Source organism: Algoriphagus kandeliae (assembly GCF_004571135.1).
Lineage (GTDB): Bacteria > Bacteroidota > Bacteroidia > Cytophagales > Cyclobacteriaceae > Algoriphagus > Algoriphagus kandeliae.
Genome location: NZ_SPSB01000002.1, coordinates 528,712 through 544,416, shown reverse-complemented (window position 1 = coordinate 544,416; position 15,705 = coordinate 528,712). Strand labels below are relative to the sequence as shown.

Here is a 15,705-nt window from a genome sequence, read left to right as displayed (position 1 = left end):
TAAAATTTTTATTGGTTATATCCTATTTATACAAATCTTTTTGGACAAAGGGAATTAGTGCCAGTAAAACAGCCTGAGAATAATAGTTCTTTCGATCCAATTTTCCCTTAGTCAAAATCCCCACAGAGCCCCCTTGCTGCTTGGAATTTTCCTGAGAAAAAAACTGATCATCCGCCTTTCCTAACTCAACTCCTTGCTTTACTAAATCCGCAATGGGTGCAGGAAGATAAAAGGTGCCTGTTTGGGCCTGTCCGCTTTTCCCGTTTTTATCCTCAATATATATCCAGGCAAAAGCAAATAATCCATGCTCATCTTCATCCACTCCACCTTCTATTCCGACCCAATAGTCCGCCTCTGGAAAAGCTTTTTTGGCATTTCTAGCTCTATTTCTGGCACCCTCCCAAGTTTCCTCAGCATTCATGGGTTGGTCAGAAACTCCCGAAGGCACATTGATTCCTGTGACGTGAAATGGGTGATCGAAAGCCAGATTAAAAGCCTCTTCCGCACTCTTTATTTTTACTGGGTTGGCACTACCCACCACGATCAACTTATTGGAGTAAGCGGTTAAGTTCTCTCTTTTTGGAAAATTCATAGAAAAAAAGCCTAAGCTGAATGCTTAGGCCATGTTGGTGTATACGTTATTGACGTCGTCGTCTTCTTCAAGTTTATCGATCAACTTATTAATAATTTCTTCCTGCTCTTCAGTCAACTCCACTAGGGTAGTCGGAAAACGCTGGAAGTCTGCGGAGATAATTTCGATACCTTTTTCCTCTAGGGCCTTTTGCATGGCACCGAAGTCTCCGAATTCGGTGTATACGAAGATTTCACCTTCATTTTCATCAATATCTGTCAACCCATAATCGATGAGTTCAAGCTCCAACTCTTCCATATCCCAATCATCTTTGGCGAATCGAAAAACCGCCTTATGATCAAACATGAAACTTACAGAGCCGGAAGTTCCCAGCGATCCTCCATACTTGGTAAAATAGGAACGAACATTCGCTACGGTACGATTGGTATTATCCGTGGAAGTTTCTACGATGACGGCGATACCATGAGGTCCGTAGCCTTCGTATACTACTTCTTCGTAGTCTTTTTCATCTTTATTGGTCGCCCGTTTGATCGCTGCCTCAATTCGATCTTTTGGCATTTGGGCTCCCTTGGCATTTTGGATGACAGTCCGAAGTTTGGCATTGCTATCAGGGTCGGGACCTCCAGCTTTTACTGCCATGACTATTTCCTTACCTAGTTTGGTAAAGACCTTGGACATCTTAGCCCATCTTTTAAACTTTCGCTCTTTTCTAAATTCAAATGCTCTTCCCATGGATTTGCTCGATTTGCTGCCAAAATTAGCAAATCTTTTGGTTTTGAGGAGAACTCCTTGACCCTGAATCAAAAAGTGATTTCAAGCTTTTTACTCCCTTTCAAAAAATGAAAAGCAAATAAATGTTAATTCCATTTTTTTGAATAAACCTTGCCTCCTTTCTCCAGTCAAAGGAGCAAACAAAACCACAAAGACAATGAAAAAGATCTTATTTAGCGCCGGATTAGTTTTTCTACTTTCTATGGGAGCATTTGCCCAAAGAGGCCCTCAAAGAGAAATGCCAGATCCTGAAACTCGAGCAAAAATGATGACCGATCGAATGGCAGAACAATTGGGACTTTCTGAAGAGCAGAAAGCAAAAATTCTTGCCATCAATTTAGAGAATGCTAAAAAACGCCAAGCAGAAGCTGAAGCACGAAAAGCCGAAGCCGAGGCGAGAAGAGAACAAGCCAAAGCTCAGGAAGAAGAAATTAAGTCGATTCTTACGGAAGAGCAAAGGCAAAAATGGGAAGAACTTAAAGAAGCAAGAAGGGAACGTGGTCCTAGAGGAAATCGCGGGGGTGAAATTCACGATCGAGAAGAATTCCGAAAAAGACGAGGCGGAGGTCAACAATAACTCAACAAAAAATGCCACCAAATTTGGTGGCATTTTTTTTTTCTAGATGAAGATTTTGCTTAATCCACCCCATGAATTTCATCTTCCACCTGAAAGTAGGATTCATCTTTCTGAGGAAGATTAGATGCACCCATCAGGAATTCATCAACCTGAACAGCCGCTTCCCTGCCTTCTGAAATCGCCCATACAACCAATGATTGGCCACGGCGCATGTCTCCAGCAAGAAAAACTTTGGAATTGGTACTTTGGAATTTCTTGGATTTTGGAAGGGTATTTTCCATTACTTCTACGCCAAATGCTTCCAAAAGTCCATTTTGAGCTGGCCCCATGTATCCAATTGCAATAAATGCCAAATCACATGGGATGGTCCTCTCCGTTCCTTCTACTTCTTCAAAGGTCATTCGTCCATCTTTTTCCAGCCACTCAATATCTACAAGCTTAAGCCCAGTCACCTCTCCATCCTCATTTCCAATAAATTCTTTTGTCAAGATAGAGAACATACGCTCGGCTCCTTCCTCATGGGAACTGGAAGTTTTTAAAGTCATCGGCCATTCTGGCCAAGGATTCAAAACAGTCCGCTGTTTTGGAGGCTTTGGAAGCAATTCCAACTGCGTAATGGAAGCTGCCCCATGACGATTGGAAGTTCCGATACAGTCACTCCCTGTATCTCCACCACCAATTACAATGACATTTTTTCCCTTGGCAGAAATTGGGTTTTCCTCAATCTCTCCTCCTACAACTTGATTTTGTTTTCCAAGGAATTCCATCGCAAAATGGACACCTTTTAAATCAGAACCTTTGATCTTAAGCGCTCTAGGCTGTTGGGCTCCTGTAGCCAAGACAACCGCATCAAAATTTCGGAGGATATTTTCGGCTTTGATATTGAAACCCACGTCAGAATTGCAGATAAAAATCACCCCCTCCTGCTTCATGAATTCTATGCGCCGATCAATCACCCACTTTTCCAATTTGAAATCAGGAATTCCATATCGCAGCAAGCCTCCGGGCTTAGCATCCTTTTCAAAAACGGTTACTTCATGTCCAGCCTGATTTAACTGATCAGCAGCCGCTAATCCCGCAGGACCCGAACCAATTATTGCCACATGCTTGCCAGTTCGAGTTTGAGGTGGATTCGGCTGAATCAGTCCCAATTCATAAGCTTTCTCAGCAATATTTTTCTCGATTAATTCAATTGTAACCGGGTCTTTATTGATCCCCAACACGCAGCTAGCTTCACAAGGAGCTGGACAGATTCTACCTGTAAACTCAGGAAAATTATTCGTACTTCTTAGAATCTGAATCGCTTCCTGCCAATTTTCCTGATAAACAGCATCATTAAATTCCGGAATCACATTGCCCAATGGACACCCCTGATGGCAAAATGGAACCCCACAGTCCATGCATCGTGCTGCCTGATGATTCAGCTTTTCGGCTGAAAAAGGCTCATATATTTCCTGGTAATCGCCTATCCTTTCTTTTGGATCTCGACTTACCGGAGTTTCTCTTTTAAATTGTAAAAATCCTTCTTTCGCTCCCATCTTAAGCCAATGTTTTTGATTGTTCTTCTGCTCTCTTTTCCAAAACTGCTTTGTAGTCTCTCGGAATTACCTTGATAAATTTCTGGCTGTTTTTCTCCCAATCATCCAAAAACGATTGAGCTAGACTACTCCCCGTCAATTTGACGTGTCTTCTTAAATAGGACTGAATCGTACTGAGATCTTCTTTGGTCAAAGGATCCACATCCACCAATTCAGGATTGATTTCGGTGATGTAATCCTGGAGAATGTAGGCGATACCACCACTCATTCCCGCGGCAAAATTCCTTCCGACCTCTCCCAAATTGATCATCAATCCCCCGGTCATATATTCGCAACCGTGATCTCCGATTCCTTCCACGACGGTTTTTACACCGGAATTTCGGACGCAGAATCGCTCCCCACCTTTTCCATTGATAAAAGCTTCCCCGGAAGTAGCTCCATAAAAGGCCACGTTTCCGATGATGATATTTTCCTCTGGCTTGAAGCGAGCATTTCGACTTGGATATACGGTTAACCTTCCTCCAGAAAGTCCCTTTCCGAAATAGTCATTGGCTTCACCTTCCAATTCGAAGCTAACTCCTTTAGTCAGGAATCCTCCAAATGTTTGCCCGGCGGAACCGGTAAATTTGATTTGAATGGTGTCTTCCGGAAGGCCCTTGCTTCCATAAATCTTGGAAATCTCATTGGAAAGCATGGCTCCAACAGCCCGATCCGTATTCTTGATCTGGAAAGTGCCTGTAACAGGAATTTCCTGTTCCAAAGCAGGTTTTGCCGCTTCGATCAATTTGGTATCCAACACTTCAGACAAATCCCACTCTTGGTCGATTTGCTTGTGAATCCCCACATGATCTGGCACTTCCACTTTGTGGAAAATTGGAGATAAATCCACTTTATCCCATTTCCAGTGGTTCAAGTGACCTGTTGACTGAAGTACATGGCTTTGACCCACCATTTCATCCACGGTACTAAAACCTAGAGAAGCCATAATTTCACGCAAGTCTTGAACAAGGAAGTGGAAATAATTTACCACATGATCAGGGTCTCCCGTGAATAGTTTTCGAAGCTCAGGATTTTGGGTCGCTATCCCCACCGGACAAGTGTTCAAATGACACTTTCGCATCATAATACATCCTTCCACAACTAGAGCTGCTGTAGAAATCCCCCATTCTTCTGCACCCAAAAGAGTGGCAATGGCAATATCCCGACCTGTCCGCAATTGTCCGTCTGTCTGAAGGACTACCCGACTTCGAAGGTTATTTTTTACCAAAGTCTGATGCGCTTCCGACAAGCCCAGTTCCCATGGCAATCCTGCATGGCGAATAGATGATAGCGGAGATGCACCTGTTCCTCCATCGGCACCTGAAATCAAAATCACATCAGCCATAGCCTTTGCCACACCGGCAGCAACGGTACCAACGCCAGCTTGGGATACCAACTTGACATTGATCCGGGCTTTTCGGTTGGCATTTTTCAAATCAAAAATCAGCTGAGCCAAATCCTCAATCGAATAAATATCATGGTGAGGAGGCGGAGAAATCAATCCTACCCCCGGTGTGGAATGCCTTACTCGACCAATCCATTCATCCACCTTATGACCTGGCAACTGCCCTCCTTCTCCCGGCTTGGCACCTTGCGCCATTTTGATCTGCAATTCCTCAGCATTAGTGAGGTAATTACTAGTCACACCAAAACGACCGGAAGCAACCTGCTTGATCGCAGAGCGTTCCCAATCTCCATTTTCTTTTCTTTCAAATCGGATTTCATCCTCTCCACCCTCACCGGAATTACTTTTAGCACCAATTCGGTTCATAGCAATCGCCAAAGTAGTATGGGCTTCATGAGAGATGGAACCAAAAGACATAGCTCCTGTCGCAAAACGCTTTAAAATGGATTCAGCCGGCTCTACTTCTTCGATTGGAATGGAAATTCGCTTTTTGAATTCAAACAAACCCCGCAAGGTCAAAGCATCTCGGCTTTGTTCGTTGATTTTTGCAGCAAACTTTTTATAAAGCTCGAAATCATTTAGCCGCGTTGATTTCTGAAGCAAATGAATCGTCTCAGGATTGAAGAGGTGTTTTTCTCCTCTACGTTTCCATTGATAAACTCCTCCCGTTTCTAAGGTAGGGCTTTGGGTATGATAGGCTGCTCGATGACGAATCAGTACCTCTTCCGCCAATTCATCAAAAGAAATTCCTGAAATCCTTGAAACAGTTCCTTTGAAACAGCGATCGATGACTTCAGGCCCCAAGCCGATGGCTTCGAAAATCTGAGCACCTTGATAGGACTGAAGAGTAGAAATACCCATTTTGGAAAGTACTTTTAACAAACCTTTTCCAATTGCTTTTTGGTAGTTGGAAAAGAGCGTTTTACGATCCTTAACCCCTGGGAACATTCCTTTTTCGTATTGATCCAATAAGGATTCCAAAGCCAAATAAGGGTTTATCGCAGAAGCACCATATCCAATCGCTGTCGCAAAATGATGGGTTTCTCGAATGTCTCCGGACTCTAGCACCAAACCGGCTTTAGTTCGCATATTTTTCTTCACCAAGTGGTGATGAACCGCTCCAATAGCGAGCAAGGAAGGAATCGGAGCCCACTCCTCATTACTGTTTCGATCAGAAATGATCAGAATATTTTTTCTGGCATTTACCGCATCTTCGGCCTCTTTACATAGGGTGTCCAAAGCTTCTAGTAATCGACCTGGCTGATGATCTGCCTTAAAATGAGAAGTTAATTTCACCGCACGGTATCCCTGAGATTCCATGTTTTGAATCTTTTCCAAGGATTCATTCAAAAGTACCGGTTGTGAAATGTGAATTTGGCGGGTATGCTGTGGACTTTCTTCCAAGATATTATGCCCTTCACCAATTCTGGTGAACAAAGACATCACCAATCGCTCCCGAATCGGATCGATAGGCGGGTTACTTACCTGAGCAAATAGCTGCTTAAAATAGTTGGAAATATGTTGGCTTTGCTTGGAAAGGACTGCCAAAGGAGTATCCGCTCCCATGGAACCAATCGCCTCATGACCACTAGCACCCATCGGCGCCAAAACCACCTTCAATTCTTCTGAGGTGTATCCAAAAATCGTTTGGAATTTGTGGATGTTCTCGGTGGAATAAGGATGTGTCAAAACTTCCGGATCGGGCTCCAAGCGCAACTTGATTCGCTGCTCATTCACCCATTTTTCATAAGGCTGACTTCGGCAAATCTCTGACTTGATTTCCTCATCAAAAAGCACCTTTCCTTTTTCCAAATCAGCCAAAATCATCTTTCCAGGGCTAATTCGGCCTTTTTGAACGATGGTAGCCTCTCTAATAGGCAAAGCACCAGCCTCTGAAGACAATACCAAACGCTCATCTTTAGTGATAAAATATCGCAAAGGGCGAAGACCATTTCGGTCCAAAGTTGCACCTACATTTTCTCCATCTGTAAATAAAAGTGCCGCAGGTCCATCCCAAGGCTCTACCAAGGAAGCATGGAATTTATAGAAAGCTTTTCTGTCTCTATCCATCACCTCGTTATCCTGCCAAGCTTCCGGCACTAACATCATCATGGCATGGGAGATGGACCGACCTGAAAGTGACAGCAATTCCACCATGGCATCCAAGTTGGCTGAATCTGAATTCAACTTATTAGTGATAGGCATCAGCATCTGAAGTTCCTCATCAGAGAAGTACTTGGATTGCATCAGCGTCTCTTTGGACTTCATTTTGTTGAGGTTACCACGGATTGTATTGATCTCTCCATTGTGAGAAAGACAACGGAAAGGCTGAGCTAGTCTCCAGTTTGGAAAAGTATTGGTCGAAAAACGGGAATGTACGATTGCAAAAGCCGACTCGATCTTGCTGTTTTGAAGATCCTTATAAAAAGGCAAAACCTGATCCGTTCGAAGCTGACCTTTATAAATAAGCGTGCGACTGCTTAAAGAAGCAAAATAAAAGGACTGGTTTACTCCTGGGATTTGATTATTGATTTGAGTCGAAGCATGGTTTCGAAGCACGTAAAGTTTTCGCTCCAATTCAATCCCAGTCAGTCCCCTTTTATGCCGAACAAACAATTGCTCAATATTCGGCATTACTTCCAAAGCTCCAGAACCCGGAACTGTCTCATCAACTGGAACGGGCCTATAACCAATCAATTCAAAATCCAGCTCCTCAATTATCTGATTGAGAAGGGCTTTTGACTTTTGAAATAACTGTTTGTTTTTAGGAAAAAAGGTCATTCCAACACCATATGAACCTTTTTCCGGAAGGTTAATTTCAGTTCGCGCTGTAATGTCCTTTAAAAATTCATGAGGAATCTGGATCAAAATTCCCGCACCATCTCCCGTTTTGGGGTCAGCTCCACGTCCTCCACGATGCTCCATATTACTCAACATGAAGAGGGCGTCGCTGATCGTCTCGTGAGAGGCTTCTGCAGTCAAATCCACCACTGCTCCAATCCCGCAGGAATCATGCTCCAGTTCGGGACGGTATAATCCATGATGCATATAAATTAAGTTTAATAGGTTCAAAATTTCCAAAAATTACCAAAAAAATTACTTCTATTAAAATTTATACAATAAAGAGCCTTTTCTAATAACATTTTTTATAGAAAATGATCTTTTTTTTATTTTTTCATAATTTGAAATTTTGTTGAAAAAACACCCCATCTGGGATAAAATTTCACCAAAAACTGGAAACCTGATGATAAAATAAGGCTCGTTTGGAAAAAATGATGTCAGTTTCCTGAAAATCGGTTTTCAGGAAAAAATTAAAAGAAAGCTGATTTTTTTTGATTGAGTTTTTAAAATTCTACAGAATAGAACTTACCTCAAAAATTTCAATGCCATGGAAAATTTGGATTTTCTATTCAATTACAAAATCGATTAATCGGTGAATACCCTGCCAGCTTCCTCATCTGGAGACTTAATGTGGACTTTTACCTTTTTAATCTTTCTTAGATCGACTGCTAGGATGGTAAACTCAAAATTCAGGAAGGTAATCTTTGTTCCATTCTTTGGCAGCTTACTATTCAACTCCAGCAACAAACCTCCCAAAGACTCATTTTCACCCTTGACTTCATCAAAAATCTGAGCATCCAATTCCAGTTTTTTGCAGAAATCATTAAGTGAAATTTTTCCTTCAAAAATAAAGGTCTGACTATCCAACTCCTTGAAATAGAAGCCATCAGCATCATCAAACTCATCATTGATTTCACCGATAATTTCCTCGATCAAATCTTCCAGAGTCACCAAACCGGATGTACCCCCATATTCATCGACCACAATAGCCATATGGACTCTTTTCTGCTGGAAATCCTTTAAAAGTGTATCTACTTTTTTATTCTCAGGTACATAAAAGCTTTTCCTGATAAGTTCCTGCCAAGCAAAATTTTCATCCCGCTCAATGTATGGAAGCAAATCCTTGATATAAAGAATGCCTTGAATATTATCGATCGTTTCTTCAAAGACGGGAATTCGGGAATAGCCACTTTTATTGATTTTGTCCATCAATTCATGGAAATCCATCTCCGTATCTACTGCAGTGATTTCCATCCTACTTCGCATAACTTGCCGTACGGTCAGGGTCCCAAAATTCACGATCCCTTTCAAAATTTCCCGCTCTTCGTCTGGCGTGTCTTCGGTAGTCAATTCAAGCGCTTGGTTGAGCTCTTCCACTGAAAGGGAATACCCTTTTTTCTCAATTCTTCGCTCAATCAAGTTGCTGATGGACATTAGCAAGAAAGAAAAAGGTCTCAAAATGGACGCGAAAAACTTCATGGTGGGGGCCATGGTTTGACTGAATTCCATTTTGGCTTTGTTTGCATAGACTTTTGGAACAATCTCCCCAAAGAATACGATAGCAAAGGTGATCCCCACAGTTTGGATCAAAATGACAATAATTCCTGTCGCATTCATCCCAAAAATGCTCCATGCCACAAAGGTGGTCAAAGTAACGATGGCGATGTTGATGAGATTATTTAGGATAAGGATGGTGCTGAGCAGTTCTTTGGGTCGCTGCAAGAGCTCCACTACGGATTTGCTTCTGGAAGTATCTTTTTCGTAAAGCTGATCCAATTCATCATTGCTCAAAGAAAAAAACGCAACTTCTGATCCGGAAACCAAGGCGGAACCGATCAGCAAGAGAATAAAAAGTACTGAATTGAGCAATAAATAAGCCGCTCCAGGTTCAGCTATTTGAGCGAGTAAATCGGTACTCGGGTATGGGTCGTCCATGGACTAAACACGATGGTTGCTACAAAATTACAAAATCCCCTGAAAAATTCAGGGGACTTGATTTAAAACGGAAGATCATCATCCTCATCTCCTGATGGAGCCAAGTCCATCGAATTGGAAGTGGGTTGAGAAGCTGGACTTGCAGGTGCAGAAGCAGGTCGCTGATAATTTCCTTCACCTGGACCTCCACCTGGATTCTCTGAGCGAGATCCTAGCATGGTAAAACTTAACACACGGATTTTTGTCCGCTTTCTATTGTTTCCATCTTGGTCCTGCCAGGTATCAGACTTAATTTTCCCTTCGACATAAATCTGCATTCCTTTTTTAAGGTATTGCTCGGCGATTTTCGCTTGACCTCCCCAAAGCTCCAGATCATGCCATTCGGTTTGCTCTACTCGATTTCCATTGCGATCCTTATACGCCTCTGTAGTTGCAAGACGAAGATTAGCCACCACATTATCTCCCTCTAAATATTTTACTTCAGGATCTGCTCCCAAATTCCCAACTAGGATCACTTTATTTACTCCAGCCATTTTTTATGAATTCATGATTTAAAATAGAATATTGAAGGTAATCAAAAGCCCTGATCGTTCAAAAAATTTACGATCAACTTTGGTTTTGCCAGCTGCTCGATTCGATCTTCTTCCACCATCATAAAACCTTCCTCAGCAGCCCATTTCTGAAGTTTTTCTTGATATCGGGCATCAATATCTATTTCGGAAAATTCCGCATGAAGCCGCTGATGAGACAATAAGTGTCTGTACTTCTTGGGAAATTTCCGCACTTCCTGAGATTCAACTGGTAAATCCAACTGATGCTCCTCCTCTTGATTTGCTTTTTCAGCCAAAGGAAAATCAAATAAGCCTTCCCAAATATCACCGGAATTCCTTCTTTTCCATACCCAAGAGCCTCCACAGCGGATGACAAAATAATGAAGATGGCGGTCCTTGACTTTGGTCTTGTTGATTTTCACAGGCAGGGAATCCACCAAATTGTGGGTGTAGGCGAAACAGCTACTTTTTAATGGGCAGGATTCACATTCGGGCTTTGCAGGAACGCAAAGTCGGGCACCAAAATCCATAATCGCCTGATTATATTCTCCCGGCTCATCTTTAGAAATGAGTTGATCGGCCAGCTCCTGAAATTCCCGTTTCCCTTTTCCGCTAGCAATATCCGTCTCGATTCCAAAAACTCTAGCCAATACCCGAAAGACATTCCCATCAACGACTGCTTTTCGCTCTCCGAAAGCAAAGCTTGAAATTGCGGCAGCCGTATAGCTCCCTACACCTTTTAACTGTATCAATTCCTCATAAGAATTTGGAAATTCGCCAGCCCGATCAAACCAGATTTGTTTGGCACAGAAATGAAGATTTCTGGCTCGACTGTAATAGCCCAATCCTTGCCACAATCGAAGCACATCTTCCTCAGGAGCCTCCGCCAAATCCTTAACGGTGGGATATTGGGTGACGAACTTATAATAATAAGGTAATCCCTGAGCGACCCGAGTTTGCTGCAAGATGATTTCAGAGAGCCAAATTTTGTACGGATCCTGCGTACCTCTCCAAGGCAATTCGCGAGGATTTGAACGATACCAACTTAAGATTGAATTAGAAAATGCTTGATTATCAGTGGATTTATGATTCATGGGATTGAAAATTCTCCAGTACAAAACTGGTTAATTTTTATGGATTTGTTTTTTAATTGACTTGGTTCTCGTACATTTGCAGTCCCAAAAACACTTGGTTAATAGGTTGTTAAGCTTATTTAATAATTTCTAAATCTAAATCACCGTGACAAAAGCAGAAGTAATCACCAAAATCTCGGACATGACCGGGATCCAAAAGGATGATGTTACCCAAACAGTAGAGGCTTTCTTCAGCGTGGTCAAAGAGTCCATGTCAGAAGGCGAAAACATTTATGTAAGAGGGTTTGGTAGCTTTATCAACAAGAAAAGAGCTAAGAAAATCGCTCGAAACATTTCCAAAAATACTGCCATTGTCATCGACGAGCACTATATCCCGGCTTTCAAGCCATCCAAAGTGTTTATCGAAAAGATCAAAAACAGTAACAAGATCAAAGAACTAGCTCCACAAGAATAAGTCTTAGGGAGAATTGACATGAAAAAAACTCAGCTAATCCTCATTATCGTCGGCGTATTGGCCATTGTAGGATTGTACTCCTTACCCAAGATCGTCGTGGATAATGAGGCCCAAGCTGGGGCAACTGTGGGACAGGATACAGAAGAATCTTCCGAAAGTGCAGTGGAAATGCATGCTGCCGAATTGAGTGAAGAAAAGGAAAATCTACTCTCACAATTGCGAAACAAAGCTGCTGAATCAACTATTTCCCTTGAGGAATTAGAAAATTTGGCCAATTTGTATCAGGAAAAGGCAGTCTATGATAGCGCCGCCTATTTCCTTTCAGTTGCAGCGGAACGATCCGAGGAGTTGATCTGGGATGAAAAGACAGGAGATGCCTACTTTGAGGCTTTCACTTTTGCACTGGATCCTAAGAAAGTTGAAGCTACTGCTGAAAAAACCCGGGAATATCTCGGAAAGGTATTGGAAAACGATCCAAGCCGATCAGACTTGAAATCAAAAATTGCCATGACCTATGTGTCCTCTGCCAACCCTATGCAGGGCATCATGATGCTCCGTGAAATTTTGGAAGAGGATCCTCAAAATGAAGATGCCCTTTTCAATATGGGTATTTTGTCCATGCAGTCCGGACAATACAAGCGGGCGGTGGAGCGCTTTGAGGAATTGGTCAGCTATCACCCTGATAATCTGCAAGGACAGTTTTATCTAGGCGTGAGCTATTTTGAGTCAAATCAAAGAAATAAAGCAAAAGCCCAATTTGAGGCAGTGAAAGAAATGACCCAAGATCAAATGATCCTGGAGAGTATCCAAAGCTACCTAGATAGGCTATAAATAAAATTGTATCACATCTAAACAAACAAGACTATGCCTTGCGGAAAGAAAAGAAAGAGACATAAGATCGCTACGCACAAGCGTAAAAAGAGACTAAGAAAGAACAGACATAAGAAGAAGTAATACACTTCTTCTTTTCCTGTTTTAAAGAAAACCACACGTTCATTTACATATTTATTAGACTAGGTTTTGAGTACAGAATTGTTAATTGATTCTGCTCAGGACGGGAGTCGGATTGCCCTCCTTCAGGACAAAAGCCTCGTAGAGTTACACTCTGACAGCTTGGAAAACCAATTTAAGGTTGGGGACATCTATCTTGGTACGGTTAGAAAAATTGTCAACGGCCTCAATGCGGCATTTATTGACGTAGGCTACGAAAAAGACGCCTTTTTGCACTATCAAGATTTAGGCCCTAATATCCAAAGCCTTCAGAAGTTCACCAAGATGGTGCGCAACAACAACTACAGCAATTACAACCTGAAGGGTTTTGAAAACGAACCTGAAATCGACAAAATCGGAAAGATTTCATCCATTCTGTCGAAGAACAATCAGGTGTTGGTTCAGATAGTGAAAGAACCTATCTCTACCAAAGGCCCCCGACTATCCTGTGAGCTCTCTCTTCCCGGTCGCTACCTCGTCTTGGTGCCGTTTTCGGATACAGTTAATGTCTCCAAAAAAATCCGCAGCAATGACGAGCGTAAAAGGCTTTTAAGACTCATTACTTCCATCAAACCAGCCAACTTCGGAGTAATCATCCGGACGGTGGCCGAAGGTCAGTCAGTGACTGAACTTGACAAAGACCTTCGAAATCTTCTCTACAAATGGGAAGAAGGGATGAAAAAGCTGATGAAGGCAAAAAGCCGCGACAAAATTATTGGAGAGATGAGTATGGCCTCCTCATTAGTGCGAGACCTACTCAATGAATCTTTCGATGCAATCACTGTAGAAGAGGAATCTACTTACGATCAGATTAAATCCTACATCAGGTCCATTGCACCTGAAAAGGAAAAAATTGTCAAACTTTACAACGGTAAAGTTAAATTATTTGAAAGTTTTGGGATTGAAAAACAGATCAAAAGTCTGTTTGGACAAACGGTTAGTTTACCACAAGGTGGCTATTTGATAATTGAGCACACAGAAGCGCTCCACGTCATCGACGTCAATAGTGGCAATAAATCCAATCAAGAAAGCGATCAAGAATCGACGGCATTAAAGACCAATTTGGTCGCTGCCAAAGAGATCGCTCGACAGCTCCGCCTCCGGGATATGGGAGGTATCATCGTAGTCGATTTTATCGATATGAAGCGGGCCGAAAATAAAAAGGCCATCTACGATGCGGTGAAAAATGAGCTTAAAGCCGACCGATCTAAGCACACCGTATTACCGCTGAGCAAGTTTGGATTGATGCAAATCACCCGTCAGCGAGTACGGCCAGAAGTTAACATTGTAACCAAAGAAGTTTGTCCAGCTTGTAATGGAACTGGAAAAATCCAAGCTTCAATTTTGATTGCAGACAAACTTGAAAAAGATCTGGAGCACTTGTTGACCATGCAAAACATTGCCAAAGTCCAAATTGGGCTGCATCCCTACTTGCATGCCTACTTTACTGTCGGTCTGATTAGCCGTCAGGTGAAGTGGTTTTTCAAATATTTCAAATGGATTAAACTGATCAAAGACTCTTCCCTACCGGTGACGGAATACAGATTCGAAGATGAATCTGGAGAGGAAATAGAACTAACAGTAAAAAGCGAGACTGAGTAAGTCTCGCTTTTTTTATGTTAATTTTTTCTGGCAATAAAATTCAAAAGCCTTAAATCTATCAATTTCACTCCTTGATAAAATCAATTTCATCCCATTGTTCTCGAAGCCGAATTTCCTCAGGTTTATTAGTGAATAAATTGTACCGCACCAACAGCTTTTCAATTTTCAGGGTATAAATCCCGGGAGGTAAATCACCAATAGGCAACATGGTTTCATATACTTTCTGGTCAGTCACCTGTAATCGATTTCGCTTCCATGAACCTGCTCTGATCACCTCATCCCCTATTGTAAATCGATATAAATCCGGGGTGTCTACCAACTCATGCCAGCCTAGAGAATCTAGTTCCTTTTTGAAATTTTCGTTTAAATCAATTAGATATTGATCATCCCCGGCATAGCGCGCGATTCCTAGTTTGAGGTAATCTCCACGAACCGTTTCAGTCGATAAAAATGCTCTTGGGTATCGCTTTTCCTCTTGATGAAACTCCGAATACGAAAGCTCTTTCGTCGGCCATTTTAGCTCATTCTCCAATAGATTTGACTCATTAAAAAACATTGAAAAATCCCGAACATCATTGTAAATCAGAGGCATGGCAAGGAGAAATATTCCAAGTCCATAAAATACACTAAACCACTTCCCCAAATTGCTTTGGTAAATAGCCCCAACTGAGGCCATCATGGTTTTGGCCATTTTTGCTCTCCATTTCGCATTTTTATTGATCAACACAAAGAGTGCAAAAACAAGAAGACTGATCATAAAAATCAGGTAAATAATAAAAAAGCTGATTTTTAGCCAATAATAAAGAAAAAGCAGAAGTACCAGATAGGCTGTAGAAACCAGAATGGTAAACACCAAGGAAATGGGATAGGCGAAAGTCATACTACAGATTCGCTCCATTGCCAAAACCATATCTCCAGGTTTTAGATATTCAAAATGCTGCGAAATCTTAAATAGCTTTTCATGAATGACCCCTTGAGGAAAGGCATAACTCAAACCCAAAAAACCCGCCCAAATAAACCGGAGCACAAGATGTACTACAAAGAAAATCTTAAAAACACTGATTACGGCGCTTAGGTAAAAAAGCACCAAAACGGCTCCGGCATAGTTGAGGCCAAATTCCTGAACCAACATAGCCGAAAAAGCATAAATCTTAGAAGGGAACGCAAATAAAAACGCCAGAATAATACCTGAAATAATTACCTCCGGCTCCCAACTGTTTCGCTGAAGATTCTCAAGCCAACTTAGCTCATCGCTTTTTCTAGAACTGTCTGGTTTTGAATTCATTTTGAAAAAATAGAAGAAAGAAAGCTGAATT

At 41.9% G+C, this 15,705-nt stretch carries 12 protein-coding genes; 4 read left to right on the top strand and 8 right to left on the bottom strand.

The annotated features are described in order from the left end of the window. Nucleotides 1-22 precede the first annotated feature (22 nt). Complete coding sequence (gene yjjX / locus E4S40_RS06990) at nt 23-592, bottom strand: inosine/xanthosine triphosphatase (protein WP_135072590.1); 570 nt, start codon at nt 590-592, stop codon at nt 23-25. 24 nt (nt 593-616) lie between these two features. Further along, complete coding sequence (locus tag E4S40_RS06985) at nt 617-1,324, bottom strand: YebC/PmpR family DNA-binding transcriptional regulator (RefSeq protein WP_135072586.1); 708 nt, start codon at nt 1,322-1,324, stop codon at nt 617-619. A 196-nt stretch (nt 1,325-1,520) separates the two neighbouring features. Here E4S40_RS06985 and E4S40_RS06980 point away from each other — a divergent pair, with 196 nt between their 5' ends. Then, on the top strand, nt 1,521-1,940 hold the full coding sequence (locus tag E4S40_RS06980) for a DUF4890 domain-containing protein (RefSeq protein WP_135072583.1): 420 nt from the start codon (nt 1,521-1,523) through the stop codon (nt 1,938-1,940). Nucleotides 1,941-1,999: 59 nt separating this feature from the next. Here the strand turns inward: E4S40_RS06980 and E4S40_RS06975 are convergent, their stop codons facing one another. From E4S40_RS06975 to mutY, 5 genes are all read right to left on the bottom strand, one after another. Then, nucleotides 2,000-3,478 (bottom strand): glutamate synthase subunit beta, encoded by a 1,479-nt coding sequence (locus tag E4S40_RS06975; protein WP_135072581.1) that lies wholly within the window; start codon nt 3,476-3,478, stop codon nt 2,000-2,002. A 1-nt stretch (nt 3,479) separates the two neighbouring features. Continuing rightward, nucleotides 3,480-7,970 (bottom strand): glutamate synthase large subunit, encoded by a 4,491-nt coding sequence (gene gltB / locus E4S40_RS06970; RefSeq protein WP_135072579.1) that lies wholly within the window; start codon nt 7,968-7,970, stop codon nt 3,480-3,482. A gap of 378 nt (nt 7,971-8,348) precedes the next feature. Then, on the bottom strand, nt 8,349-9,698 hold the full coding sequence (gldE, locus tag E4S40_RS06965) for a gliding motility-associated protein GldE (RefSeq protein WP_135072577.1): 1,350 nt from the start codon (nt 9,696-9,698) through the stop codon (nt 8,349-8,351). 62 nt (nt 9,699-9,760) lie between these two features. After that, nucleotides 9,761-10,231, bottom strand: a complete 471-nt coding sequence (locus E4S40_RS06960) for a single-stranded DNA-binding protein (RefSeq protein ID WP_135072575.1) — start codon at nt 10,229-10,231, stop codon at nt 9,761-9,763. A 41-nt stretch (nt 10,232-10,272) separates the two neighbouring features. After that, the gene (mutY, locus tag E4S40_RS06955; protein WP_135072573.1) at nt 10,273-11,343 is read right to left on the bottom strand and encodes an A/G-specific adenine glycosylase; all 1,071 of its coding nucleotides are present in this window, start codon (nt 11,341-11,343) and stop codon (nt 10,273-10,275) included. Between the two features lie 145 nt (nt 11,344-11,488). Between mutY and E4S40_RS06950 the strand changes: the two genes are divergently transcribed. The 3 genes from E4S40_RS06950 to E4S40_RS06940 all read left to right on the top strand — a co-directional run bounded on the left by E4S40_RS06950 (nt 11,489) and on the right by E4S40_RS06940 (nt 14,389). Continuing rightward, a complete protein-coding gene (locus E4S40_RS06950; protein ID WP_135072571.1) occupies nt 11,489-11,797 on the top strand; it encodes an HU family DNA-binding protein in 309 nt (102 codons plus the stop codon). An 18-nt stretch (nt 11,798-11,815) separates the two neighbouring features. Continuing rightward, nucleotides 11,816-12,628 (top strand): tetratricopeptide repeat protein, encoded by an 813-nt coding sequence (locus tag E4S40_RS06945; protein ID WP_135072569.1) that lies wholly within the window; start codon nt 11,816-11,818, stop codon nt 12,626-12,628. A 189-nt stretch (nt 12,629-12,817) separates the two neighbouring features. Continuing rightward, nucleotides 12,818-14,389, top strand: coding sequence for an Rne/Rng family ribonuclease (locus E4S40_RS06940; RefSeq protein ID WP_135072567.1), 1,572 nt, complete (start codon nt 12,818-12,820; stop codon nt 14,387-14,389). Nucleotides 14,390-14,453: 64 nt separating this feature from the next. Here E4S40_RS06940 and E4S40_RS06935 read toward each other — a convergent pair whose 3' ends face one another. Continuing rightward, nucleotides 14,454-15,674, bottom strand: coding sequence for a hypothetical protein (locus tag E4S40_RS06935; RefSeq protein ID WP_135072565.1), 1,221 nt, complete (start codon nt 15,672-15,674; stop codon nt 14,454-14,456). Nucleotides 15,675-15,705 lie beyond the last annotated feature (31 nt).

Bases quoted from the DNA above. Each gene is read 5' to 3' on its own strand.
- yjjX (WP_135072590.1), bottom strand. From the start codon at position 592: ATGAATTTTCCAAAAAGAGAGAACTTAACCGCTTACTCCAATAAGTTG.
- E4S40_RS06985 (WP_135072586.1), bottom strand. From the start codon at position 1,324: ATGGGAAGAGCATTTGAATTTAGAAAAGAGCGAAAGTTTAAAAGATGG.
- E4S40_RS06980 (WP_135072583.1), top strand. From the start codon at position 1,521: ATGAAAAAGATCTTATTTAGCGCCGGATTAGTTTTTCTACTTTCTATG.
- E4S40_RS06975 (WP_135072581.1), bottom strand. From the start codon at position 3,478: ATGGGAGCGAAAGAAGGATTTTTACAATTTAAAAGAGAAACTCCGGTA.
- gltB (WP_135072579.1), bottom strand. From the start codon at position 7,970: ATGCATCATGGATTATACCGTCCCGAACTGGAGCATGATTCCTGCGGG.
- gldE (WP_135072577.1), bottom strand. From the start codon at position 9,698: ATGGACGACCCATACCCGAGTACCGATTTACTCGCTCAAATAGCTGAA.
- E4S40_RS06960 (WP_135072575.1), bottom strand. From the start codon at position 10,231: ATGGCTGGAGTAAATAAAGTGATCCTAGTTGGGAATTTGGGAGCAGAT.
- mutY (WP_135072573.1), bottom strand. From the start codon at position 11,343: ATGAATCATAAATCCACTGATAATCAAGCATTTTCTAATTCAATCTTA.
- E4S40_RS06945 (WP_135072569.1), top strand. From the start codon at position 11,816: ATGAAAAAAACTCAGCTAATCCTCATTATCGTCGGCGTATTGGCCATT.
- E4S40_RS06935 (WP_135072565.1), bottom strand. From the start codon at position 15,674: ATGAATTCAAAACCAGACAGTTCTAGAAAAAGCGATGAGCTAAGTTGG.